The 23,501-nt window shown below is 73.7% G+C and carries 14 protein-coding genes and 1 pseudogene; 11 read left to right on the forward strand and 4 right to left on the reverse strand.

Translation table 11 applies throughout. The annotated features are described in order from the left end of the window. Positions 1-46 precede the first annotated feature (46 nt). The gene (locus ACIHCL_RS04160; RefSeq protein ID WP_399856699.1) at positions 47-2,989 is read left to right on the forward strand and encodes an AAA family ATPase; all 2,943 of its coding nucleotides are present in this window, start codon (positions 47-49) and stop codon (positions 2,987-2,989) included. Between the two features lie 573 nt (positions 2,990-3,562). Next, positions 3,563-5,731, forward strand: a complete 2,169-nt coding sequence (locus ACIHCL_RS04165) for a BTAD domain-containing putative transcriptional regulator (protein WP_399856700.1) — start codon at positions 3,563-3,565, stop codon at positions 5,729-5,731. Between the two features lie 50 nt (positions 5,732-5,781). Here ACIHCL_RS04165 and lanKC read toward each other — a convergent pair whose 3' ends face one another. From lanKC to ACIHCL_RS04180, 3 genes are all read right to left on the reverse strand, one after another. Next, positions 5,782-8,679 carry a class III lanthionine synthetase LanKC gene (gene lanKC / locus ACIHCL_RS04170; protein ID WP_399856702.1) on the reverse strand — a complete coding sequence of 966 codons (2,898 nt, stop codon included), beginning with the start codon at positions 8,677-8,679 and terminating at the stop codon, positions 5,782-5,784. 23 nt (positions 8,680-8,702) lie between these two features. Continuing rightward, positions 8,703-10,061, reverse strand: coding sequence for an MFS transporter (locus tag ACIHCL_RS04175; RefSeq protein WP_399856704.1), 1,359 nt, complete (start codon positions 10,059-10,061; stop codon positions 8,703-8,705). A 286-nt stretch (positions 10,062-10,347) separates the two neighbouring features. Further along, a complete protein-coding gene (locus tag ACIHCL_RS04180) occupies positions 10,348-10,500 on the reverse strand; it encodes a hypothetical protein (protein WP_399856706.1) in 153 nt (50 codons plus the stop codon). Between the two features lie 493 nt (positions 10,501-10,993). On the opposite strand from ACIHCL_RS04180, the gene ACIHCL_RS04185 reads away from it, so the two are divergent. From ACIHCL_RS04185 to ACIHCL_RS04215, 7 genes are all read left to right on the forward strand, one after another. Then, the gene (locus ACIHCL_RS04185) at positions 10,994-12,193 is read left to right on the forward strand and encodes a radical SAM protein (RefSeq protein ID WP_399856708.1); all 1,200 of its coding nucleotides are present in this window, start codon (positions 10,994-10,996) and stop codon (positions 12,191-12,193) included. Further along, a complete protein-coding gene (locus tag ACIHCL_RS04190; RefSeq protein ID WP_399856710.1) occupies positions 12,190-13,083 on the forward strand; it encodes an iron-containing redox enzyme family protein in 894 nt (297 codons plus the stop codon). Before ACIHCL_RS04185 ends, ACIHCL_RS04190 begins: the two co-directional genes overlap by 4 nt. Next, a complete protein-coding gene (locus tag ACIHCL_RS04195) occupies positions 13,080-13,280 on the forward strand; it encodes an aroma-sacti cluster domain-containing protein (protein WP_399856712.1) in 201 nt (66 codons plus the stop codon). Before ACIHCL_RS04190 ends, ACIHCL_RS04195 begins: the two co-directional genes overlap by 4 nt. Positions 13,281-13,658: 378 nt before the next feature. Next, positions 13,659-17,228: an adenylate/guanylate cyclase domain-containing protein gene (locus ACIHCL_RS04200; RefSeq protein ID WP_399856713.1), complete on the forward strand. Its 3,570-nt coding sequence runs from the start codon at positions 13,659-13,661 to the stop codon at positions 17,226-17,228. A gap of 167 nt (positions 17,229-17,395) precedes the next feature. Beyond that, complete coding sequence (locus ACIHCL_RS04205) at positions 17,396-18,253, forward strand: S8 family peptidase (RefSeq protein WP_399857140.1); 858 nt, start codon at positions 17,396-17,398, stop codon at positions 18,251-18,253. A 130-nt stretch (positions 18,254-18,383) separates the two neighbouring features. Then, positions 18,384-18,965, forward strand: coding sequence for a GAF domain-containing protein (locus ACIHCL_RS04210; protein ID WP_399857142.1), 582 nt, complete (start codon positions 18,384-18,386; stop codon positions 18,963-18,965). Between the two features lie 55 nt (positions 18,966-19,020). Next, entirely contained in the window at positions 19,021-19,818 is a 798-nt protein-coding gene (locus ACIHCL_RS04215; RefSeq protein ID WP_399856715.1) for a sugar phosphate isomerase/epimerase family protein, read from the forward strand. Between the two features lie 46 nt (positions 19,819-19,864). On the opposite strand, the pseudogene ACIHCL_RS04220 reads toward ACIHCL_RS04215, so the two are convergent. Continuing rightward, positions 19,865-20,682: pseudogene (locus ACIHCL_RS04220) on the reverse strand (EamA family transporter); the annotation flags it as partial. On the opposite strand from ACIHCL_RS04220, the gene ACIHCL_RS04225 reads away from it, so the two are divergent. Together ACIHCL_RS04225 and ACIHCL_RS04230 are read left to right on the forward strand one after the other, a co-directional pair. Further along, a complete protein-coding gene (locus ACIHCL_RS04225; RefSeq protein WP_399856716.1) occupies positions 20,591-21,319 on the forward strand; it encodes a LysR substrate-binding domain-containing protein in 729 nt (242 codons plus the stop codon). The pseudogene ACIHCL_RS04220 and the gene ACIHCL_RS04225 sit on opposite strands and share 92 nt — an antisense overlap. A gap of 164 nt (positions 21,320-21,483) precedes the next feature. Continuing rightward, positions 21,484-23,376, forward strand: coding sequence for a glycoside hydrolase family 3 protein (locus ACIHCL_RS04230; protein WP_399856718.1), 1,893 nt, complete (start codon positions 21,484-21,486; stop codon positions 23,374-23,376). Positions 23,377-23,501: the final 125 nt, after the last annotated feature.

A 23,501-nucleotide genomic window follows, 5' to 3' on the forward strand; every position in this document is an offset into this window, starting at 1 on the left:
TTTTTACGTACTCCCCGGACGGTTCCGGCTCAAGTAGCCTGCGTCCATGCGTGCCACTTCGTCGGTGATTGTCGGGAGAGTCGCAGAGACCGCCCTGCTCAGCAACGCCCTGGACGACGCGTCGTGCCGTTCGGGGCGTGCGGTTTTTTTCGTCGGGGACGCGGGGATCGGCAAATCCCGGCTGGTAGGTGAGTGCGCCTACCGGGCGTACGCGCGGGACATGCCGGTGCTGCGCGGCAGGGCCACGTCGACCGGGCTCGTCGTGCCGTTCCGGCCGCTGATCGAGGCGTTGTCCTCGCGGTTCCGGGCGGCCGGGCCGCCCACCGATCCGGAGCTCGACCCGTACCGTCCGGCACTGGCCCGGCTGGTACCCGAGTGGCGCCAGGGCTCGGCGCCCGGCTATCCGGAAACGGTGGTCGAACTGGCCGAGGCGCTGCTGCGGCTGCTGTCGGTGCTCGGCAAGCAGCACGGTTGCGTGATCCTGCTGGAAGATCTGCACGACTCCGACACCGAGACGGTCGCGGTGGTGGAGTACGTCATCGACAACGTTGCGGCGCTGCCGGTGCTGCTGCTGGGCACGCTGCGGCCGGAGCCCGGCGTCGCCCTCGATCTGGTGCGTTCCGCGGAGCAGCGGCAGGTCGCCACCGTCCACGAGCTGAAGCCGCTCGACGAGGCCGAGGTGCGGGAGATGGCCGCCTCGTGCCTGGAGACCACCCCGGAAGGGGTGCCGCAGACCACGCACGAGCGGCTGGCCGGACGGGCCGGCGGCAATCCGTACCTGGTCGAGGTGCTGCTGGCCGATCTGCTCGACTCCGGGCAGCTGCGGCACGCGGGGGACCGGTGGCAGGCGTACGGAGGTCCGGACGGGGCGGTGCCGACCGGGGTGGTGCGCAGCTGGTCGCGGCGGCTGGACCGGTTCGACGCCCCGGTTCGCGATCTGCTGCTGTGCGCGGCCACCTTGGGCAGCCAGTTCTCCGTCACCGTGCTCCAGACCATCACCGGGCTGGACGACCGCACGCTCTTCAGCCATCTGCGTTCCGCCGTCGAGGTGAGCATCATCGCCCCGGACGGGGCCGACCCCGACCGCTACACCTTCCGGCACGCGCTGACCTCCGAGGCACTGGTGGCCTCGCTGGCCCCGGCCGAACGGGCCGCGATGGCCCGGCGCGCGGCACATGCGCTGGAAGCGGTGGAACATGAACTCAGCGATGAGCAGCTCCAGTTGATGGCCACCTTAAAAATGGCCGGCGGTGACAGGCATGGCGCGGCCCGGCAGTTCGCCGCCGTCGGGCGGCGGATGCTCGCCGCGGGCGCATCGGGGTCCGCCGTCATCCTGCTGGAGCGGGCCCGCTCGCTGGCCCACGCGGCCGATGTGCGCGCCATCACGGAGTCGCTGGCGGTCGCCCACGCCGAGGCGGGCGGCCTCGACACGGCCCTGGCGCTGGCCGCGGAGCTGCCTCCGGTGCCCGCCCGTTCCGAGGCCGCCGAACAGCGCGGCGAGACGCATGTCCGGATCGCGTGGGCGGCCGTGATAACCGAGCACGCGGAGGAGGCGGCCGGCCAGATCCGGGCCGCGCGCGGTGTGCTGGGCGCGGCGCCCCGTCCCGAGAAGGAGGCGGCGCTCGACGTGGTCGAGGGCCATCTGGCGCTGCTGCCCCGTCAGGCCGGACCCGAGCGGGACGGAGCGGGCGGGGAGGCGGCTCGGCAGGCCGTCCGGGACATGGCGCGGCGGGCCGCCGCCGTCGCGGAGGAGCGGGACCTTCCCGTGGTCGCCTGCCAGGCATGGCAGTTGCTGGCGTTGTTGTCCCGCGAGCGCGGCTTCGACGAGGCCGATTCCTGTCTGGAGCGGATGCTGTCGGTGGCCGAACAGCACGCACTGCCGGTGTGGCGGGTGGAGGCGCTGGTTCGGCTCGGGGCCAACACGTTCATGCGGACCGGTGACCCGGCCCGGCTGGAGACGGCCCGTACCGCGGCGGAGTCGCTGGGTGCGCTGGTGCCGACGCAAACGGTGGACGGGCTGCTCGCCATGAACGCGGTGCTGCGCGGCGAGTGGGACGGGGCACAGGAGATCATCGAACGCTCGGTGGCGGCCAGCGCCCGGACCCGCAACCTGGGGGCGCATCGCTATCTGTTGCTGGCTTCGGCGACGCTCGCGGCGCACCGGGGCCGAAGACGGGACCTGGACCGGGCCCTGGTCCGGTTCCGCCGTGCGGGCGGCGAGGAGTCACTGCTCGTCCCTCTACAACTGGGGCTGTGCCGAGCCTTCGCCGCACTGCTGGAGGAGGACCCCGGCCGGGCACTGGCCGATCTGGACACCTCGCTGGCCTGGGAGAGCGAGCACCCCAGTTTCTTCTATCTGAGCGGTCGCTACGGTCTGCGTCCTCTGCTTCGGACCATCGAGCGGCTGGACGGGCGCGCGGAGCTCGCCGCCGTCCTGGAGAGCCCCGGCGCCGATCTGGCCTGGAACCGGCTCTTCCTGCGGCTGACCGACGCCGTCCTGTGGGGCAGGGAGGGCGATTCGGAACGGGCCGCGGGAATGGTCCGGTCGGCCGTCGCGGACGCCGCCGTGTTCCCGCTCGCCCGCCATCTGGGGCTTCGGCTGGTCGCCGGTGCGGCACTCGCCGAGAAGTGGGGCGAGCCGGTGGGCTGGCTGCGGGCGGCGGAGGAGTACTTCTACGGGGCGGGGATCCAGCCGGTCGCCGCCGCCTGCCGGGCCGGACTGCGGCGTGCGGGGGCCAGTGTCGGACAGCACCGGGGCGGCTGGGACCGCATACCGGCGCCGCTGCGGACGAGCGGGGTGACGCCGCGCGAGTACGAGGTCTTCGTGCTGCTGGCGGAACGGCCGGGAAACCAGCAGATCGCCCGGCGCCTGTCGATATCGCCGCGCACGGTGGAGAAGCACATGGCGAGCCTGCTGAACAAGACCGGCCGCTCGGACCGGGCGGCGCTCTGCGACTTCTCCGCCGAGTGCGCGGCGGAGCACGACTGATGCGCGGCGGCGGGAACGGCGCATGAACGCCGTCGGGCGCATGAACGCCGTCGGGCGCATGAACGCCGTCGGGCGCGTGGCGGCGCACGCGTCGTCCGTTCCGCTGCGTGGCGGCGCGCGTCGTGGGTACGTGGCGTCGTGGGTGCGTGGTGGCGCGCATCGTTCGCTGCGTGGTCGCGTGCGCAGGTGGTGGTGTGAGCGCCGTCGGGTACCTGGTGGCACGAGCGCCGTCGGGTGTACGGCGACACGCGGGTACGCCGCGCATCGGGCATCGTGCAGCGCACAGCAAGTGGAGCACCTGGGGACACGAGCCGGGGTGCGCCCTTATCTGCGTGGGACGGCCATGGCGCGCGCTGGCAGGCGTGAGGAGCGGGACACCCGTATGGGGGCCGGGTGGGAGGTGCGTACGGGCTTTGGGGACTCAACATGGGGGCACGGGGCGGGTTTGGTCGGGCTCCGGTTCGGAACATGCGGGAACGCCACCGATGTGGGGGAGGCCACACCGGGCGGACCATCCAAGGGTGCGACCCGGCAGACCGCCGTTTGACCCCCCGGTACTTCGGAGGCCCGTCCATGACCCCACCCCCCACCCGCACATCGCCGCCCGGCACGCTCAGCCTCTCGCTCCTCGGCCCGCTCTCCGCGAGCGTGGACGGACGACCGCTGCCGCTCGGCCCCCGCAAACAGCGGCTCGTCCTGGCCATGCTGCTCAGCCGGCCCAACACCCCGGTGCCGGTGGATGTCCTCACGGACGCGGTGTGGCCGGACGCACCGCCCCGCACGGCGCGCAAAAACCTTCAGGTGTACGTGAGTTCGGCCCGCTCGCTACTGGGCGCGCGATGTTCCGGCGGGCCGGACGGCGGCGAGCGGGAGCGGCTGGTGCACTCCTGCGGCGGCTATCTGTTGCGGGTCGGCGAGGGCGAACTGGACACCCTGCGCTTCCGGTCGCTGGCGGCGGCGGGGCGGCGGGCGGCCGACGACGGTGACCCACGGGCCGCCGCCGGTCTGCTGCGCCAGGCACTGGATCTGTGGCAGGGACCGCCGCTGCACGGGCTGCGTGATTCCCCCGAGGTCGCCGCCGAAGCGGAGCGCCTGGAGGCCCGGCATCTGACCGTCCACGAGGACTGGGCCGAGACGGAGATACAACTGGGACGGGCTTCCGCGGTGGTGGATGGGCTCCGGGACCTCGCCGAGCGGCATCCGCTGCGTGAGCGGATCCGTACCGCGTGGATGGACGCGCTGCACCGGACGGGGCGCCGGGCCGAGGCCCTTGCCGTGTACGACGACTACCGCCAGTTGCTGGCAAGGGAGTTGGGGCTGGAGCCGGGTGCGGCCATCGCCGCCCGGCATCGTGCGGTACTCACCGGTCGAGACGGCGAGGAACGCCGTGGAGCATCGGCCGGACCGGCCCGCCGGACCTCGGCGTCGGGCCCGGCCGCGACTCGCGGACCGATACCGGCACGGACACCGACGCAGACGCAGACGCAGACACGGACGGAGGCACAAGCTCCGACTTCGACACCCACACCGGCACCGGCACCGGCACCGGCACCGGCACCGGCACCGCGGACCGTACTGCCCGCCGTCCCCTCCGACTTCACCGGACGGGGCGACCAACTGCGTGACCTGCTGGACGCCCTGAGCGGCGAGGACGGCCGGGTGGTCGTGGTCACCGGAGCCGCCGGAACGGGGAAAACAGCCCTCGCGGTCCAGGCGGCGCGTCTGCTGGTGGAACGGTTTCCGGACGGCCTGATCCACGTCCGGGTCCGCGACGAACTGGGAGCGGTACGCCCGTCCTCGGAGCTGGCCGGGGAGCTGTTGCGGCGGACCGGTGCCGCCCGCTCGGCGGATCCGGTGCCGGACTCGGAGCAGTGGCGGCACTGGGCGGCCGGGCACCGCTCGCTGGTCGTGCTCGACGACGTACCGGACGAGAGGGCGGTTCGTGAACTGCTGCCGGACACCGGACGCGGCTCGTTCGTGCTGACCGCGCGGGGCCAACTGGCCGGGCTGGCCCCGGTGCACCGGATCGCGCTGCCCCCGTTGGCCCCGGCCGAGGCACTGGAACTGCTCGGCCGGCTGATCGGGCCGGGGCGGGTGGGCCTGGACCGGACCGCGGCGCTGCGGATAGCCGAGTCCTGCGGATACCTGCCGCTGGCGGTGCGGGTGAGCGGGATGCGGCTGGCGGTGATGCGCCATCTGCCGCTCGCGGAGTACGCGGAGCGGCTGGCCGACCCGGACGGGGCCCTGGATGAACTGGTGGCCGGTGACGTGTCCGTGCGGGCCCGGCTGGCCTCCGGCTGGCAGGACCTGTCACCCGGGGGCCGCCCGGCGCTGGCCCGGCTGGCCCGAACGGTCCGCGAGGGACCGTTCACGCTGCCGGAAGCGACGGCGGCGTTCGGCTGCGACGAGCGCCGGGCGCTGCGGACGGTGGAGTCGCTGATCGACGCCGGCGTGGTGACCTGTCCCAGCGGCGAGGTCACCGCACACGCGGTGCTGTACGAGCTGCCGCGCCTGACCGCGCTGTATGCCCGCGAGCGGTCGGCCGGCACCCCGATGCCCGGCGAACTCCCCCTGTCGGCCGAATTCCCTCGGTCGGCCGAGGTCCCCTTGTCGGCCAAGACCCCCCTGTCGGACGAGGTCCCCGTGCCGATCGAGGTCCCGGTACCGGCAGGGGTGGTGGAAATCGCCGCACTCGCCGATCCGGCGGCCCCGGTCTCCGCTACGGCGCTTCCGGTGGGATGAACGCGCGGGCCGCCCCGGGTACATCGGGGCGGCCCGCGTCCTCCGTTCCGTCACCCCAGTGTCAGCACATCCAGCAGCTCGGGCCGTTCGTCAGGTGCGGCGAACACCGTGTGCAGGGCGAGCAGCACCCCCGCCGCCCCGGTCGCGAAATCGGCGGAGAAGCGGCGCAGCCCCGCCCCCGGCACCAGCAGCCGGTCCTGCTCGGCGATCAGATGCCAGGAGAAGTTCCTTACGGAGTCCAGCAGTTCGGGTCGCCACGCCTCGACGCCGACGGCTCCGTGGCACGGCTCGTCCGCCCCCGGACGGTGCACGGGCGATGGTTGTCGAGCGGGCGGCCGATGGACGGAGAGCTGGTGAGCGGTGGCCACCAGTCCGCTGCGGCCGGTGAGCAGACCCGGTTCGCGTACGAACTCCAGCACGCACCCCTGCTCGACGCCGGGGAGCAGCGCGGCGAGCTCCGGGTCCTCGCGGTGTGCCAGATAGCGCTGGGCGACAAGGGCCACGCCCCCGCTGCCCTGGTCCAGGTAGAGCAGATGGCGCCGCCCGTCCTTCACCTGCACGCTGCCGCCGGGCATGATCACGCAGTGCCCGGCCTCCCGGGCGAGAGCCGCGCGAGCGGCGCGCAGCAGCCATTCCTCGCCGGTGAGCTCATACAGTTCGAGCTGGAGCAGCGCGGCTCCGGAGAGCCCGCGCAGCAGCCCGGCCGAATGCGGGGCGGGCGGGCCTGCGACGGCTTCGCCGCGCACCAGCGTGTCGAGTTCCCAGGCGGTCCGCATGGCCCGGTCGAGGAGCTCGCCGTCGGGCGCCTCGAAGCGGCCCGAGCCGTTCGAGCCGTTCGAGCCGTCCGAGCCGTCCGAGCCGGCCGTACGAGCCGAACCGCCCGGGCCCGTCGAACCGTCGAGGTCCATCGAACCCTCGTACCCGATCGAACCGTCGCGCCCTGTGGAGCCCTCACGCCCGGCCGACCCCTCACGCCCGGCCGACCCCTCACGCCCGGCCGACCCCTCACGCCCGGCCGCCCCCTCACGGCCGGTCGAAACACCGGAGCCCGTCGATCGGCCGGAGGCCGACGCGGCGAACCGCAGAGCCGCCAGGGCCGTGCCCGCCGTACCGGTGCGCAGGTCGGCGCAGGCGGGGGCCGGGGCCCGCAGGGCCCGGTCCAGGAGTTCACGGCCTTCCTCGGGCCGGCCGAGCCGGGCCAGCACCAGGGCGATGCCGGGCAGCCCGTCGTACAGCCCTCCGGGGGCGTCCGGGTCGCGCCGCCGGGCCGCCCGCGCCAGCCAGTCGACGTGCTCGGCCGGTACCGGGTCACCAACCCGGTGCAGCGCGTACAGCACCCCGGCGGCACCGTGCGCGACGCAGGCGCCACCGCTGGCGAAGCCCGACAGGTCTCCGGGGTGGAGCCGGTCGGTGCGGTCCGGGGTGGTCACGGCGCGGATACCCGCGAGCAGCCCCGCGCGGATGCCGGGCCAGTCGGGCGCCGGACCGCGCCGCAGCAGCGCGTCCACCACCGGCTCGCCGCTGTCCGCGGGGAAACCGTGGCCAAGGGCGGCCGGGCGAGGCGGGCCGGCGTCGGGGCCCAGCCCGTACCGGGCACGGGCCCAGCGCTCGATGGTGAGCGCCTTGCCCCGGTCGTGGTCGGCCATCTCCATCAGCGGCATCAGCATGTGCAGCCAGATCGCCCAGAGCGCGTAGCCGTCCGCCTCGGCTCCCCCCGTGCCGTGCGGGGCCTGGAGGCCGGGGGCACCCGCCAACGGCGTCTCCCGGTCGTCGAGTTCGGTTGCGTACTCGAAATCGACCAGGACCACGCTGCCGTCGGGGCGCAGAATGACATTGCCGGGGTGCACGTCCCCGAACCGCAGACCCCGGGAGTGGATCCCGTCGAGTGCGCGGCCGATACCGTCCGCGACGGACTGCGCCCAGCGCGCGTAGGCGTCGAGTTCGGCGGGGGTGCGTTCGCCGCGCACCAGCGCGTAGCGGGCGACGATCTCGTCGAAGAGGGTGGTGCCCTCGATGTGCTCCTCGATCAGGAAGTGGTGCTCCCAGACCGTGCGAACGCCGTGCACCTTCGGCACGCAGTCGAGTCCGGCGAGCCGGTCCAGAGCCCGGTACTCGCGGTGCAGCCGGGTGACGGCGTCGTCCCCAGCAGCGTCGAGACCGCAGTGCGGCCGGGCCTCGCGCAGCACCACCTGCTGCCCGGTGGCACGGTGCTCGGCCAGGTAGATACCGCCCGCGTTGGAGAACTGGAGCGCCTTGGTGACCTGGTACGGGAAGCCGTCGTCACGGGCGGCGGCGCGGGCGGCGAGGTGGGGGCGCAGGACTTCTGGGACGGTCACCCACTCGGGCATCCGGAAGACCACGCCCCGGGCGTCGGGGACGAGCTCGCCGGACGGGTGGCGCAGCGCCGGCACCCGGTTCCCGTCGGCGTCCCGGCACCAGCGTTCGGTGAACGCGCCGTAGCGGACGTGGACGGGGGAGTTCCCGATCCGCAGATCGCTGAGGATGTACGGTCCGCTGCGCCCGTCCAGCGCCTCGACCAGGGCGTCGAGAAGCTGGAGGAACGCGGCTTCACCATCGGGATAGAGAGTGAGGAACTTCCCGGCGCCGGACCGGTTCATGTACTTGTCCGACATCAGCCGCAGGGCTTTCCCACTGCGCAGGAACTTGAACGGTACGCCCTGCTCCCGGCAGATCCGGGCGGTGTCGGCGAGGGTGCGCCCGGCCTCCTCGGGGACCGTGGAGACATGGATCTTCCAGCCCTGTTCGGGCAGTTCGGCGCCCTCGGGGACCAGGGCCGTCCACAGACCGCTGGGAGCGCGCCGCCAGCCCTCGGGCGGTTCGGCGCGGTCGAGCGGGTAGCGGCTGTCCTCGTCGGGCAGCCGGGCCGGGGTCTCGTAGTAGCGGCGGTCGGCGAGGCAGTACAGCTGGGTCTCCTGGACGCCGGGCACGGCGCACCTCCTCGGGCTGGTGGTCAGGGGCGGGGGCGGCCGGCTCCGGCGGCGTCGGCTTCGGCGGCTTCGGTTCCGATGGGGTCGGTTCCGACGGTGTCGGCCGCAGTGGGGGCGGCTCCGGACGGTGCGCCAGGGGGCTCTTCCTCGGCCGGTGCGAGCGGTGCGGGCTGCGCCGAATCGGGCTGTGCGGACCGGGCGGACGGGGCGAGCGTGACGACGGAGGCGGACACGGCGAGCACGGCGGCGACCGTCCCGAAGGCCCCCCGGGTTCCGAGGGCGGTGAGGAGCGCACCGCCGGCCAGCGGCCCGAAGGGCTGGACCAGTGAGGAGAGGAAGCTGGCGGCGCTCTGCACCCTGCCCACCCGGTCGTCGGGAGTGACGACCAACAAGGTGGAGAGGAAGCCGATACTGGCGACCGTGGACAGGCACATGCAGGCGGCGCAGAGCAGCCCGGCGAGCAGGGGAATCCGTATCCATGCCAGCGCGAGGGCGGTCGCCACGCAGAACCAGCAGGTGGCGACGATCAGCGCCCAGGTATGGCGTTCGGGGCGCAGCCGGGGGGCGAGGAGCGCCCCGCAGAGGGCGCCGACCGAGGTGAGGGTGACGACGGTGCCGCCGCCGAGCCCGGACCGTCCGCCGTCCGAGAAGACGGTCAGCGCGGTGAACGTCAGGGCGCCGAAGGAGAAGTTCATGCCGAGGCCGAAGACGAGGAGCACGGTCCGCAGATAGGGAAGCCGCCACAGGAAGGAGAGCCCTGCGGTCAACTCGGCCCGGCTGAAGGCGGATCCGGCCTTCTTCCTGGGCTGGGAGCGGGTGCGCACCAGGGCCACGCAGAGCGTGGACAGCAGCAGTCCGACGGCTTCGGCGAGAAACGGCAGGACGGGGTGCACCCCGAACAGGGCGCCCCCGACGAGCGGTCCCACCAGTCGCGCGGTGGCGGTACGGGCCTGGAGCCGGGCGGTCGCGGTCCCCATGTCCTCGGCGGGTACGACACTCCGCATCAGGCCGAAGGCGGCGGGCCCGTAGAGGCTGCCGACGACCGCCCCCGCCCCCGCGACCAGCAGCACCAGGATCATGGGGACGTGTCCGGTCCACACAGCCACGACCAGGGCGCTGACCACGCAGAAGCTGCCCAGGTCGCACAGGCGCATCAGCCTGCGGCGCTCCATCCGGTCGGCCATCACCCCGCCGGGGAGCATGGTGATCAGGACCGCGGCCACGGACACCGTGCCGATCGCACCGGCCTGTACGGCCGATCCGGTCTCGCGCAGCACGAGGAGCGGCAGGGCCAGCGCGGTCATCTGGGTGCCAAGGACGGCGAACAGGCCGCTCATCCACAGCAGTCGGAAGTCCCGGTTGGTTCGGAGCGAGGCGGCCATGGCGGCTCCCGGTCGGTGTTCGGGGACAGGGGCGACCGACGGGTCGTCGGCCGGGTCGGGGGAAGAAGCGGGCGGCGGGCGCCGATGCGATCGGCGTGGTGCGAAACGCCCCGGTGGTTCCGGCCGGAGGGAACTCGACGGCGGAAGCGAGGCGGTGACGGGAAAACGAGGCGGGGCGGTCTCCGTGATCCGGAGCCGCCCCATATCTGCCGACCGGGGCGCCACCGGGGGGAACGTTCCCCGCCCGTTGGCGCCGCGGTCCGGCCGTCAGCTCTTGCTGCCGCGCTTACTTCTGCGACTCGACGACGCTCAGCACGCTGATGCAGTTGCCGTCGAGCTCGCGCTCGTGGTTGACGGCGGTCTCCTGGAGGTCCAGCACGGAGCTGTGAGCCTCGACCTCGGGGGTCTCGTCGGCGACGGGCTTGGTGTTCTCGGACATGGTGGTCTCCGTCCACTCATCTATCGCGGTCAACTCCGGCCGGTCCGGGTGTGACCCGGTCCTTCCGGTGCGGCCGGCGGGTGCCTGCCGCTGACCAGAAAGTTAGGAAGCCGGGCCTGGCAAACGGCTCGGCGCCGGTATGGGGGCGGTATCGCGGCTGTTCACCGGGGGTTGGTGAAGGCCGGAGCAGGCACGAAGACGGAATCCCGGGTTGGGTGACGCGTCGTCATATACCGTCCTGCCTGCGGGCATACCGGTTCCCAACCGGTTTCGGGCCGGCCTCGAACCGGTACCGAACCGTCCGGCCGGACGCTGAATACGCGCACGGCGTCCGCGTGCCGCGTCCCCGTACTCACGCACTCCCCGTACTCCCCGCACTGCCTCGCAGCACCCGCACCTCCCCGCACCTCCCGCGACGCCCCTGCGCCCACGTCACGCCTACGTCCCACGCCCAAGCCCTACGCCTACGCCTACGCCCGAAGGAGACGGCCGGATGGAACTCGCCGAACTCATCGGACTGCGGCCGGTCCCGGCCGGTGGAGTGCTGGTCACCCTCACTCGACGCTGCCCGCTGCGCTGCACCCACTGTTCCACCGGCTCCGCACCGGAGGTCCGGGAGGAACCGGAAGGAACGGCGCTGGAACGGTTCGTCTCATCGTTCACCGCGGCCGACCGTCCCGAGGTGATGATGCTGACCGGCGGGGAACCACTGCTCCGGCCGGGCCTGGTGGCCTCACTCGCCCGTTCGGCGCGCGCCGTCGGCACCCGGACCGCTCTGCTCAGCGGGATGTTCTTCGCCCGCTCGGGCGGGCTCCCGGTCCCGATACGGCGGGCGGTCCGGACGCTCGACCACTTCTCCGCCAGCCTCGACCTGCCGCACGAACGGGAGGTACCCCGGGCCGCGGTGTTCCGGGCGGTGCGCGAGATCCGCGAACTGGGCGTCGCGGTCAGTTTCCATCTCACCGGGACCGGGGAGGACGACGCCTACCTCGCGGAGGTGACGGCGGACATCGACCGGACGTTCGGCGGCACGGTGCCGTCCCTGGTCAACGAGGTGCGCCCGTTCGGTCGAGCGGCGGCCTGGGCCCGTCCCGCCCGCGCCCTAGGCACCACTCCCACGTCTCCCACGTCCCCCGCGTCTCCCGACTCTCCAGCCTTCCCCGTCTCCGCTGACGTCCGTCCCGCCCGATCCGTGCCGGACGGCGGAGGCGCGCTGCCGTGCGCGATGGCCGCCTGGCCGGTGGTCGCCTTCGACGGGACGGTCCTGGCCTGCTGCAACCAGGACACCGTGGACCGCCGCCCCGCCCCGCCCCATCTGCGGCTCGGTCATGTGGCGGAGGACGACTGGGCCGCCGTACGGGCGCGGACCCTCGACTCTCCACTGCTGCGGCTGGTCCGCGCGGTGGGCCCGGCCCATCTGCGGCGGCGGTGGTCGCCCGAAGCCCCGGCCGGTTCCTACTGCGGAGACTGCCGGGCGCTGGGCGACCGGCCGGAGGTGGTCGCGGCGGCCGGTGCGCTGGCCTCGGGTGCGGCGGGCGCGCTGCTCGACCTGACCGCGGCCCGGCGGCAGTACGACCAGGGCCCGGTGGCGCTGGTACGGCGCCACGGCTGCGCCGCGTACGCCGGACTCGTGGCGACCACGGACGGCGGCGAGCGAGCCCCGTACCCGGTGGCGGAAGGACCCCGGACATGAGCGCCACCGAACGCGCCGCTCCGTCCGCCGCGCGTGTGCCGAGGGCACGCGGCGGACGCGGGCAGCCGACCCCCGAGCGACCGCCGCACCCCGAGCAACCGCCGAGGGCCGAGCAGCTGGCGGAGTCCGGGCGGCCACCGACGTACGGGCAGCCACCGGCCGCTGAGCGGCTGCCGGTCTCCGAACGGCTGCGCGTCAAACTGTCCTTCACCGAACCGGCGTTGCGGACGGCCCTGGCCGGGCTCTGGCGGACCGAGGGACTGCTGCCCCGCTACCGGGCCTACCTGTGCACGATGCACGCGGTGATCCGCGCCTCCGTGCCGCTGATGGAGCGTGCGGCCGAACGGGCCGCGCTGCTGGGGCGGTACGGCGATCCGCTGAGCGCCTCCCTCGTCCCCTATCTCGACGGCCACATCCGGGAAGAGGCCGAGCACGACGCCTGGCTGCTGGAGGATCTCGCAGCGGCGGGCGCCGACCCCCGGGACGCGGTGGACCGGATGCCCGACCCTCTCGTCGCCTCGCTGGCGGGCGCCCAGTACTACTGGATCGAGCACCACCACCCGATTGCGCTGCTCGGGTACATCGCCGTCCTGGAGGGCCACGCCCCGGCCGCCGGTCTCGCACCCCGGCTGGCCCGGCTGACCGGACTTCCCGCACCGGCCTTCCGTACCGTGCACGAACACGCGCACCTCGACGACGGCCACTCCGCCGAGCTGCACGCACTGCTCGACCGGCTGCCGCTGTCACGAGGGCAGGAGACGGCCATCGCCGTCAGCGCCCTGCACACCACCGACGCGCTCACCCAGTTGTTCGTCCGGCTCGGGCGCACCGTACCGGATCGTCCGGCGCGGGGAGCCGAACGGTCCGTCTCGATGGGAGGCCCGTCATGACCGAACCACCGGACCGGCTCGCCGCGCTGTACGGCGCCGGGTTCGCGGTCGATCTGCTCACCGATGAACAACGCCAGGTACTGAACGATCTCGCACCGGAGGAACTGACCGTGCTGCTCGACATCAAGTCCCGGTTGGACGCCGTCGGACCCGAGGTCCAGGCGCACGGCGAGATCGCGGGCGGCGCTCTGTTCTAGTGCCGGTCACGGCTAGTGCCGTGACCGGCACCGGTACGGGACGTCACCAGAGCCTCGTCCGGGTGCCCGGCGCTCCGCCCTGTCGTGCGGCGCTCCATTCCAGCGCTTCTCGCGGCGCAGCCGCCGGCTCCCGGCACGGGCGCCGCCCCCGGCGGCTGGTGCCACCCTCGGCGCCGGCCGTCGGAGCCCGGCCACCGGTTCCGGTGGGTGCGACGAGCAGAACCGAGAGCGCCACCTCATCGGGCCGACACAAGCGAACACAAGCGAACACAGCAGAGCTCAGCGGAGCTCAGCAGGGCAACCAAGCGCGACGGAAAGCAAGAGAACCCGAGCGGACAGAAGCGGAAACGAGCAGGGACGAGCAGAGAGGTAGCGCCGATGAACTGCACTTCGTGCCGGCACGAACTGCCCGCCGACGCACGGTTCTGCCCGGCCTGCGGCACCCCGTGCGCGGCGCCCCCCGCGACCGCGCCTCCGGAGGACGAGCGCAAGCTGGTCACCGCGGTCTTCTGCGACCTGGTGGGCTCGACGGCCCTGTCCGGACAACTCGATCCGGAGACGCTGCGCACCGTGACCCTGCGCTACTTCGCCGTCATGAGCGAACGGATCGAGGCGCACGGCGGCACCCCGGAGAAGTTCATCGGCGATGCCGTGATGGCCGTGTTCGGAGTGCCCGTGATGCGCGAGGACGACGCCCGGCGGGCGCTGGCCGCAGCGCTCGGGATGCGCGAGGCGCTGGCCGATCTCAACACCGAGCTGGAGGCCACGCTGGGCATCCGGCTCAGCATCCGGATCGGCGTCAACACCGGTACGGTCGTGGCGGGTTCCGACGCCAGCGCCCGGCAGTCGCTGATCTCGGGCGAGACCGTGAACGTGGCCGCCCGGCTGGAACAGAACGCCGCCACCGACGAGATCCTCATCGGCCCGCAGACGCTGGAGGCCGCCGGGCCGACCGTGGTCGTCGAGGAGGTCGGCCCGCTGCGTCTCAAAGGCAAGAGCGACCGGGTGACCGCGTACCGGCTGATCGCGCTCGGCGCCGACGACCCCGAACTGCTGCGCCGCTTCGACGTGCCGTTCATCGGCCGGGCCGAGGAACGGGCGGTACTGGACGAGGCCCTGGACCGGACGGCCCGTGGGAGTGGTCCGGGGCTGGTCCGCCTGGTGGGCGACGCCGGGATCGGCAAGACCAGGCTGGCACGCGAATGGCTGGCCGGGCTCACCGGACCGGGCCGGCCGGTCATCGGTACCGGGCGCTGCCGCAGCTACGGCGACCACGGCACCCTGACCCCGTTGGCCGACGCGGTACGCGAGGTACTGGGCTCCCCCGACGCCCGGGAAGCCCTCGACGCGGCGGCCGGGCGGGCGGGGGCGGCGGTGGCGGACGCGCGGGCGGTGCTGCGGGGCGGTCTGCTGCACGACGGCACGCCCAACGCCCCGTTCGAGGACATGTGCGCGGCGCTGATCACAGTGCTGGGCAGGGCCGCGGGCAGGCTCCCGGTGGTGCTGGTCGTCGACGACTGGCACTGGGCCGAGCCGCTTCTGGTGCGGACCGTCGAACGGCTGGCCGGACCACTCGGCCGGGCGGGCGTGCTCATGGTGTGCCCAGGCCGCCCGGACGGTCCGCCGCCCGCCACCGATCCCCCTGCCCACCCGGCGCAGGTCCTGGCGCTGGCCGGCCTGTCCCGTGCCGAGGCGGCCCTCCTGATCCGCGCGCTGACCGGTACGCCTGATGCGGTTGGGGGGACCGATGAGCCCGGTGCGGTCAGCGGGTTCGATACGCCCGGTACGGCCGGGAAAGCCGGATCGCCCGGCACAGCCGGGAAGACCGGAACAGTCCCAACGCCAGCGCCGGTTGGTGGAGTCGACGGGGAAGGCCCGTACGACCACACCCTCCGCGGTCCCTACGGCCCCCACAATCTCCAGGCCCCCCACGCCCCTCACGACCTCGACGACCAGGACCTCCACGACCAGGGCTTACACGAACACGGCACGCACGAACACGGCACGCACGAACGCGGCCTGTACGACCGCGCGGAGGGCAATCCGCTGTATCTGGAGCAGCTCCTGGTCCCGGCCGGGCCGGACCAGTCGAACCGGCCGTCGGCCCGCCACACCAGCGGCGAACCGGTGCTTCCGCCGACCCTGCAGGCGCTGCTCGGCGCCCGGATCGGCGCACTGGAACGCGCCGAACGCGCCACCCTCGATCTGGCCGCCGTCGTCGGCCGGGACTTCACCGCGCCGGAACTCGTCCGGTTGACCCGGGCCGCGCGCGAGGCCGAGACCGTGGACCGTTACGGCCTGTCCGACCCGTACGAGCGCCTCGAACCCGCCTTCCGAGCCTCCCCCGCCTCCTCCGTCCCCCGTACCCCGCAGTCGTCGTCCCTGTCCGACCGGCCCGGGTTGTCGGTACCGGACGAGGACGACCGGGTCCAGGTGAGCCATGCGCTGGCCCGGCTGCGGCGGCGCCGCCTCGTGGAGACCGTGCCGGGCGGCGCCCCGGACGCGGGACGCCATCGGTTCAGCAGCGGCCTCGTCCAGGAGGTCGCGTACGCCTCGTTGTCCAAGCGGGCCAAGGCGGAACGGCATGCCTGGGCGGCCGAACTGCCCAGTGTGACGGCGGCGGGCGAGGCGGCGGTCGGCGGGCACCTGGAGCGGGCGTACCGGTACCGCACCGAGCTCGGTCTGGTCGACGGACGAGCCGACGCCCTGCGGGCCCGGGCCGCCTCCACGCTCGCGTCGGCGGGTGCGCAGGCACTGTCCCGTTCCGATCTGCACTGGGCTCAGGGACTGCTGGAACGCGCCGTGGATCTGCATCCACCGGGTGATCCCGCCGCGACGCCGGCGCTGCGACGGCTCGGCGAGGTACGGCTGGCGCTCGGGCGCCCGGAGGAGGGGGAACGCCTGTTGCGGCAGGTCCTGGCCGCCAGGACGGCGCCGGTGGAGGCAGCGCACGCCCGGCTCGCGCTGGCCGTGCTGGACCCGGCCGCGGTGAGCGTGTCCTCGGCCGCCCGCGCGGTGCTGCCGCTGTTCGAGGCCGCCGGGGACTCCGTGGGGCAGGCACGGGCCCGGCTGCGGCTGGCCCAGCAGTTGCAGCGGGCCGGGCGGCACGAGGAGGCCGACCGGGACCTGACCCTGGCCCTGGACCATGCCATGCGTGCCGGGGCGGAACCGGAACGGGCGGCGGCACTCGGCGCCATCGGGATCTCGCTGTGGCGAGGCCCGGAGCCGGTACCGGTCGCGGTGGCACGCTGCCGGGACCTGCTCGCCGTGCACGGGCCGGGCCGTCCCGCCGTACGGACCACGCTCAACTGCCCGCTGGCCGTGCTCCACGCGCTGCACGGCCGGGCGGACCGGGCCGCGGAGTGCCTGGCCGAGGCGGAGCAACTGGCCGAGGACCTGGGCTACGCGGAGGCGAAGGTCTTCCTTCCGGTGTTCCGGGCGACGGTCGAGGCGCTGCTGGGGCGCACCGAACCGGCCCTGGGCCTGCTCGTCCGGGCGGACCGCGCCGCGGTGCGCGCCGGGGCCCGGTCCATGCGCCCGGCCATCGCCCTGGAGGCGGCCCGGCTGCTGCTCGACGACGGCCGGCCGGACGCCGCCGGTCCATGGCTTGAGGAGATCGGAGCGCCCCGGGCGCTGCCGCACGCGGACCGGGTGGACCTCACGGGGCTGCGCGCCCGCCTTGCGGCGGAGGCCGGGGACCGGGAGGCGGCCCTGCGCCGGGCGGGACGCGCCGTACGGGACGCCCTGCTGACCGATTCGCCCCTGGTACGGGCCACCGCGTCGCTGGACCGGGCGCGGACGCTGGCGCTGCTGGACGATCCGGACGGCGCGGTGACGGCGGCGCGGGAGGCCCGGGAGCGGTTCACGGAGAAGGGACATCTGCCGGGTGAGCGGCGGGCGGCGCGGCTCGCCGCCGGACCGGCGACGGCCACGACGGAGAAGAGCTGACGATGACGACCACGGACACGGCACCGGGGGCAGGGCCGGGCCCGACACCGGCACCGCCCCCCACACGGGGAACAGGACCGACACCGGCACCGCCACCCGCACCCGCATCGGCGTCGACACCGGCACCGGCACGCGCGCCTGCACCCGCACCCACCCCCAGGACGGGGCTGACCTGGAGCCTGCGGGGGCGCGGCCCCGACGACGTGCCGGTCCGGGCCGACCCCGGTCCCGGACACGACGGCCTCCGCGACGACGGCACGGTGCCGGGCACCGGGCGGGGCGTGCGGGTGTGCGTGGTGGACTCCGGGGTGGAGCGCGACCATCCGGGGGTGGGGCCGCTCGCTGGTTCGTGGGTGGTGGTCAAGGATCCGGAGACCGGTGAGACCGAGGTCAGGGAGACCGACACCGGGGACACCTGCGGGCACGGCACCGCGTGCGCGGGCATCATCCGCCGCACCGCCCCGGAGTGCGAGCTGTACAGCGTCCGGGTGCTGGGGGAACGGTTCTCCGGCACCGGGGACGTACTGCTCGCCGGACTGCGGTGGGCGGTCGAGCAGGGCTTCGACGTGGTGAACCTGTCGCTGTCTACCACCCGCGCCCGGTTCGCCCAGGAACTGCACGCGCTGGCCGACCACGCCTACTTCAGCCGTACGGTCGTCGTCGCCTCGGCGCACAACAGCCCGGTGGAGAGCTATCCATGGCGGTTCGCCTCGGTGATTTCGGTGGGCAGCCACCAGGAGGACGACCCGGACCTGCACCTCTACAACCCCGAACCACCGGTGGAGTTCTTCGCCCCCGGTCAGAACGTGTCGGTGCCCTGGCTGGGCGGCACGTCGATCCGTACCACCGGCAACAGCTTCGCGACCCCGTACATCAGCGGGCTGTGCGCGCGTCTCCTGTCGGCGCACCCCAGGATGACGGCCTTTCAGCTCAAGAACGCCCTTTATCTCTCCGCGGCGAACGTGCGGTTCGGTCCGCGGCCCTCCGATCCGGCAGGAGAGGTCTGTGATGACACCAAGATCTGAATCAGCGCCAATCACTCCGGGAACGGCCCCGACGGTGAACGCGGAAACGGTCGCGACGGTGGCCGCCGAGGCAGTCCCGGCGGTCGGTGCGGGAACCATCCCGACAGCGGCTGCGGAGACGTTCCCGTCGGTGCATCCGGGAAACGCCCCGGCGGTGACCGCGGCCCGGCGCGAACTCCTCCAGTCCGTCGTCGATGTGGCCCGCGCGATCTTCGGCGCGGAGGCGAGCTCGGTCTTCCTGCTGGACGAGGAGGCGGACGAGCTGGTCTTCCAGGCGGTCTCCGGCCAGGGCGAGGAGTTCCTGGTGGGCCGCCGTTTCCCGGCCGGGCGCGGGATCGCGGGCTGGGTGGCGACCTCGGGCGAGCCGATGGTGGTGGACGACCTCACCGCCGATCCGTCCTTCGACCGGTCGCTCGCCGAGTCCACCGAGTACGTGCCGAACGCGCTGATGGCGGCCCCGCTGATCAGCGAGGGCCGGGTGCTGGGCGTGCTGGAGGTGCTCGATCCCTCGCCGTGCGCCCGTACGAACCTGCGGGAGCTGGACCTGCTCGCGATGTTCGCCCGCCAGGCCGCGGCGGCGCTGCGGGTGGTGGCGTACGCGCCCGCCGAGACCGGGGCACGGGGCGCGGGCGGGCGGCTGGACCCCGGGCAGCGGGCGGACGCGCTGCGGCTGCTGGGTAGTCTGGAGCAGTTGCTCCGAGAGCCGTGCTGAGCCTTCGGGAGCCCTGCGGAGCAGCGACGCACGGCGACGACGGAAGGACCACGCAGTGAAGCTCGCTTTCTCGACCCTCGGCGTGCCGGGCATGCCGATGGCCGACGTGGTCCGGCTCGCCACCGAACACGGCTATCAGGGCGTGGAGTTGCGCGCCCATCCGGAGGAGCCGGTACACCCGGGCCTTTCGGCTTTCGAACGAGGGGCGGTCGCCAAGGAGTTCGAGCAGGAGGGCGTCGAGATCCTGACCGTCGCCGGATACGCCCGGGTCGCGGCCGAGGGCGACGACGGCCCCGTGCTGGCCGAGATCGCCGGACTGGTGGAGCTGGCCCACGACCTGGGCGCGCACAACGTCCGGGTCTTCCCGGGCGGGGGCGACCAGGACCCCGCCGCGGCCGACGAGACGGCCGCCCGGAGGCTGGCCGCCGCCGCGCCCCACGCCGACGAGCTGGGCGTACGCGTCCTGCTGGAAACCCACGACTCGCACCGGGCGGGCACCGACACGGCCCGGGTCGTCGGCGCGGTCGGCCACCCGCGGATCGGTGCGCTGTGGGACGTCATGCACACCTGGCTCGCCGGCGAGGACCCGGCCGCCGGCCAGGCGGCACTCGCCCCGCACCTGGGCTACGTACAGGTGAAGGACATCGCCTCGGCGGACGACCTGACCCCGCTGCCACTGGGCGCCGGGGTACTGCCGCTGAGGGCCTGTCTGGACGCGCTGGGCGGCGATGCCTGGGACGGCTGGGTCTGCTGGGAGTACGAGAAGCGGTGGCACCCGGGGGCGGCGGAACTGCCGGGCCTACTGGCGGCCGGGCGGGACCACCTGCTGCGCCTGGGCGCGACGCAGCGGTAGAACGCCCCGACAGAACCGCCCGGGAAACAGAACGCCCCGGGCGCCGTCAGACGACGCGGGACAACGGAGGCACCGTGTCCGCCTTCGCCTGGTCCGCCGACGGATCCACCACCGGATCCGGCTCCGGCCCCGCCGTCGTCGTACGCCCCCACCGCCTCCCCGCCAGTGAGGCGAGGGCCACTCCGCCCACCAGCAGCGCCGCCGCGCACCAGCGCAGGGGCTCACCGACTCGCCCAGCAGCAGGGCCGCCGAGGACATCCCGAAGACGGGCACCAGGAGGGTGAACGGGGCCACCGACGACGCCGGGTGCCGGCGCAGCAGGTAGCCCCAGGCGCCGAAGCCGAACACGGTGGTGATCCAGGCGACATAGACGATGATCCCGACGCCGCTCCAGTCGAGCGCGGCCAGCGCGTCGGCATCGCGGTCCCAGCCCTCGAAGAGGAGGGAGAGGCCGAGCAGCGGCAGCACCGGCACGGCCGAGACCCAGACCATGAAGTTCAGGGAGTCCGGCGGGGCGGCCTTGCGGGTCAGTACGTAGGACACGCCCCAGCAGGCGGCTGCCGCGACCACCAGCGCGAAGGCGAACACCGGCCCGCTCGTCCCCTCGTCCACCGCGGCCACGCCGATGCCCGCCAGCGCCACGGCCATCCCCAGCAGCCGTGTCCTTCCCGGCCGCTCCCCCAGCGCCAGGGCCGCGAAGAGGGCCGTGAAGACCGCCTGGACCTGAAGCACGAGGGAGGAGAGGCCGGCGGGCATGCCGCGGTCCATGCCGATGAACAGCAGCCCGAACTTCGCCACGCCGAGGACCAGGCCCACGCCCACGATCCACTTCCAGGCGACCTTGGGCCGGCCGACGAAGAAGACGGGGCGGCTGTCGATCGGCGCGTTCGCGTCGGCGGCGCGCGGGCTGCTGCCCGGGGTGCTGGCAGGGCTGGAACGGGACCATCCGGCCCTGGAGGTCCGGCTGACCGAGGTCGATCCGCACCTCTCGGTCGACCTGGTGGCCAAGGGGGTGATCGATCTGGCGGTCGCGCACGACTGGGACATCGCCCCGCTGCCCGCTGCCGAGGGCGTGGCACAGGCGGTGATCGGCGACGACCGGTGCGATCTGCTGGTGCCCGAGGGGCACCGGCTCGCGGGGCGGGAAGCGGTACGGCGCGAGGAACTGGCGAAGGAGCGGTGGATCTGCCAGCCGCCGGGGAGGGTCTGCCACGACTGGCTGGTACGGACCCTGCGCGCGGCGGGTTACGAGCCGGACATCCGGCATCAGGCGGAGGAGAACCATACCCAGCTCGCGCTGCTCGCCGCCGGGCTCGGCGTCGCGATGATCCCCCGGCTGGGACGGGGACCGCTGCCCGCGGGGGTGGTGGCGGTGCCGCTGGACCCGGTGCCGGTGCGCAGGCTGTACGCGCTGTGGCGTGCGGGCGCGGCCCGGCGGCCCGCGATCACGGCGGCGGTGACGGCGCTCCAGGCCCACGGGGCGACGGCAGGGCTGACCTGACCCGGCCCGCCGCTCCGGCCCCATCAGGTTCACCGGCCCCGGCGGACTCACCGGCCCCGGACCGAATACGGCCCGAACCCTTGACCGGAAGTTATTTTCTGGATATCCGTGCTCCTCGGAAGTTTCTTTCACTCTCGTCCCCCAGCAAGGCCGAAGGAGCTCACGTGCCCCACCGCACCTCCAGACGCACGCTTCTCACCGCCACCGCCGCCACCGCCGCGGTCGCCGTCACGGGCGGGGCCGCCGCGCCCGGTGCCGTGGCCTCTTCCGGGGCCTCCCCCGCCGCCTCCGCCCAGGGGGCCGCGAGCGGCGCGGACACCGCCGGGAACCACCACTCGGCGGCCACGACCAAGCGCCTCAAGCGGCTCATCTCCCGGATGAGCCTGGAGGAGAAGGTCGGACAGCTCTTCGTGATGCGGGTGTACGGGCACTCCGCCACCGCGCCCGACCAGGCCGACATCGACGCCAACATGGCCGAGATCGGGGTCCGCACCGCCGCCGAGCTGATCGCCAAGTACCACGTCGGCGGGATCATCTACTTCGTCTGGGCCCACAACACCCGCGACCCGCACCAGATCGCCGACCTCTCCAACGGCATCCAGCGCGCCGGGCTCGCCGGGCCCACTCCCCTGCCGCTCCTCGTCGCCACCGACCAGGAACACGGCATCGTGTGCCGGGTGGGCGAGCCCGCCACGCTGCTGCCGGGCGCGATGGCGCTGGGTGCTGGCGGCTCGCCCTCCGACGCGCGCCGGGCCGGGCAGATCGCCGGTGCCGAGCTGGCCGCGCTCGGCATCAACCAGAACTACGCGCCGGACGCCGACGTCAACGTCAACCCGGCCAACCCGGTGATCGGCGTGCGCTCCTTCGGCTCCGATCCGCGGTCCGTGGCCGGGATGGTCGCCGCGCAGGTGAAGGGGTATCAGAGCGGCGGCGTCGCCGCGACGGCCAAGCACTTCCCGGGCCACGGCGACACCAGCACCGACAGCCACACCGGGCTCCCGGCCATCACCCACACCCGCGAGGAGTGGGCGGAGCTGGACGCGCCTCCGTTCCGGGCCGCGATCGCCGCGGGCATCGACTCGATCATGACCGCCCACATCGTGGTACCGGCGCTGGACCCGTCCGAGGACCCGGCGACCCTGTCCCGCCCGATCCTCACCGGCGTCCTGCGCGAGGAACTCGGCTACGACGGTGTCGTGGTGACCGACGCGCTCGACATGCAGGGCGTACGGACGAAGTACGGCGACGAACGCGTGCCGGTCCTCGCCCTGAAGGCGGGCGTCGACCAGTTGCTCAACCCGCCGAACCTCGCCGTCGCCTGGCACGCCGTCCTGGCGGCCGTGAAGAGCGGCGAACTCAGCGAGGCGCGGATCGACGAATCGATCCTGCGCATCCTGCGGCTGAAGACGAAGCTGGGCCTGTTCGACAAGCCGTTCGTCAGCCACAAGGACGTGGACCGGGTCGTCGGGACGCGGGCCCACCGCACCGCCGCCGACCGGATCGCCGAGCGCACCACCACCCTGCTCGCCAACGACGGCGCGGTGCTGCCGCTCTCCCGCCGCTCCCACAAGAAGCTGCTCGTGGTCGGCGCCGACCCCGCTTCCCCGTCCGGTACCACCGGACCGCCGACCACCACCCTCGCCGAGGCGTTCACCGAACTCGGCCATACCGCCACGGCGTTGTCCACCGGTACCGCCCCGAGCCAGGCGGCGATCGACCAGGCGGTGGCCGCCGCCCGGGGCAAGGACGCGGTGGTCGTGGGGACGTACAACGTGTCCGCGACCAGTTCGCAGCGCACCCTCGTGAGCGCCCTCGCGGCCACCGGGGTCCCGGTGATCACGGTCGCGATCCGCAATCCGTACGACGTCGCACAGCTCTCCGGCACCGGATTCGCGGCGTGCCTGGCCACGTACTCCTGGACCGATGTCGAACTCCGTGCCGCCGCCCGGGTCATCTCCGGCCACGCCCGGCCGCAGGGCACCCTGCCGGTTCCGGTGCAGCGCGCGGACGATCCGGCGCGGGTGCTGTACCCGGTCGGATACGGGCTGCGGTACTGACGCCCGGCCGGTGGGCGGCGTGGCGGGGCCGGACCCCGCACGCCGCCCCCGGCGTCCGGGCGGTGCCGTACGGGAAGGGGGCCGCGCATGATGCGCGGCCCCCTTCCCGCGTGGCCGGAGAAACC

Source organism: Streptomyces sp. NPDC052042 (assembly GCF_044548345.1).
Taxonomy (GTDB): domain Bacteria; phylum Actinomycetota; class Actinomycetes; order Streptomycetales; family Streptomycetaceae; genus Streptomyces.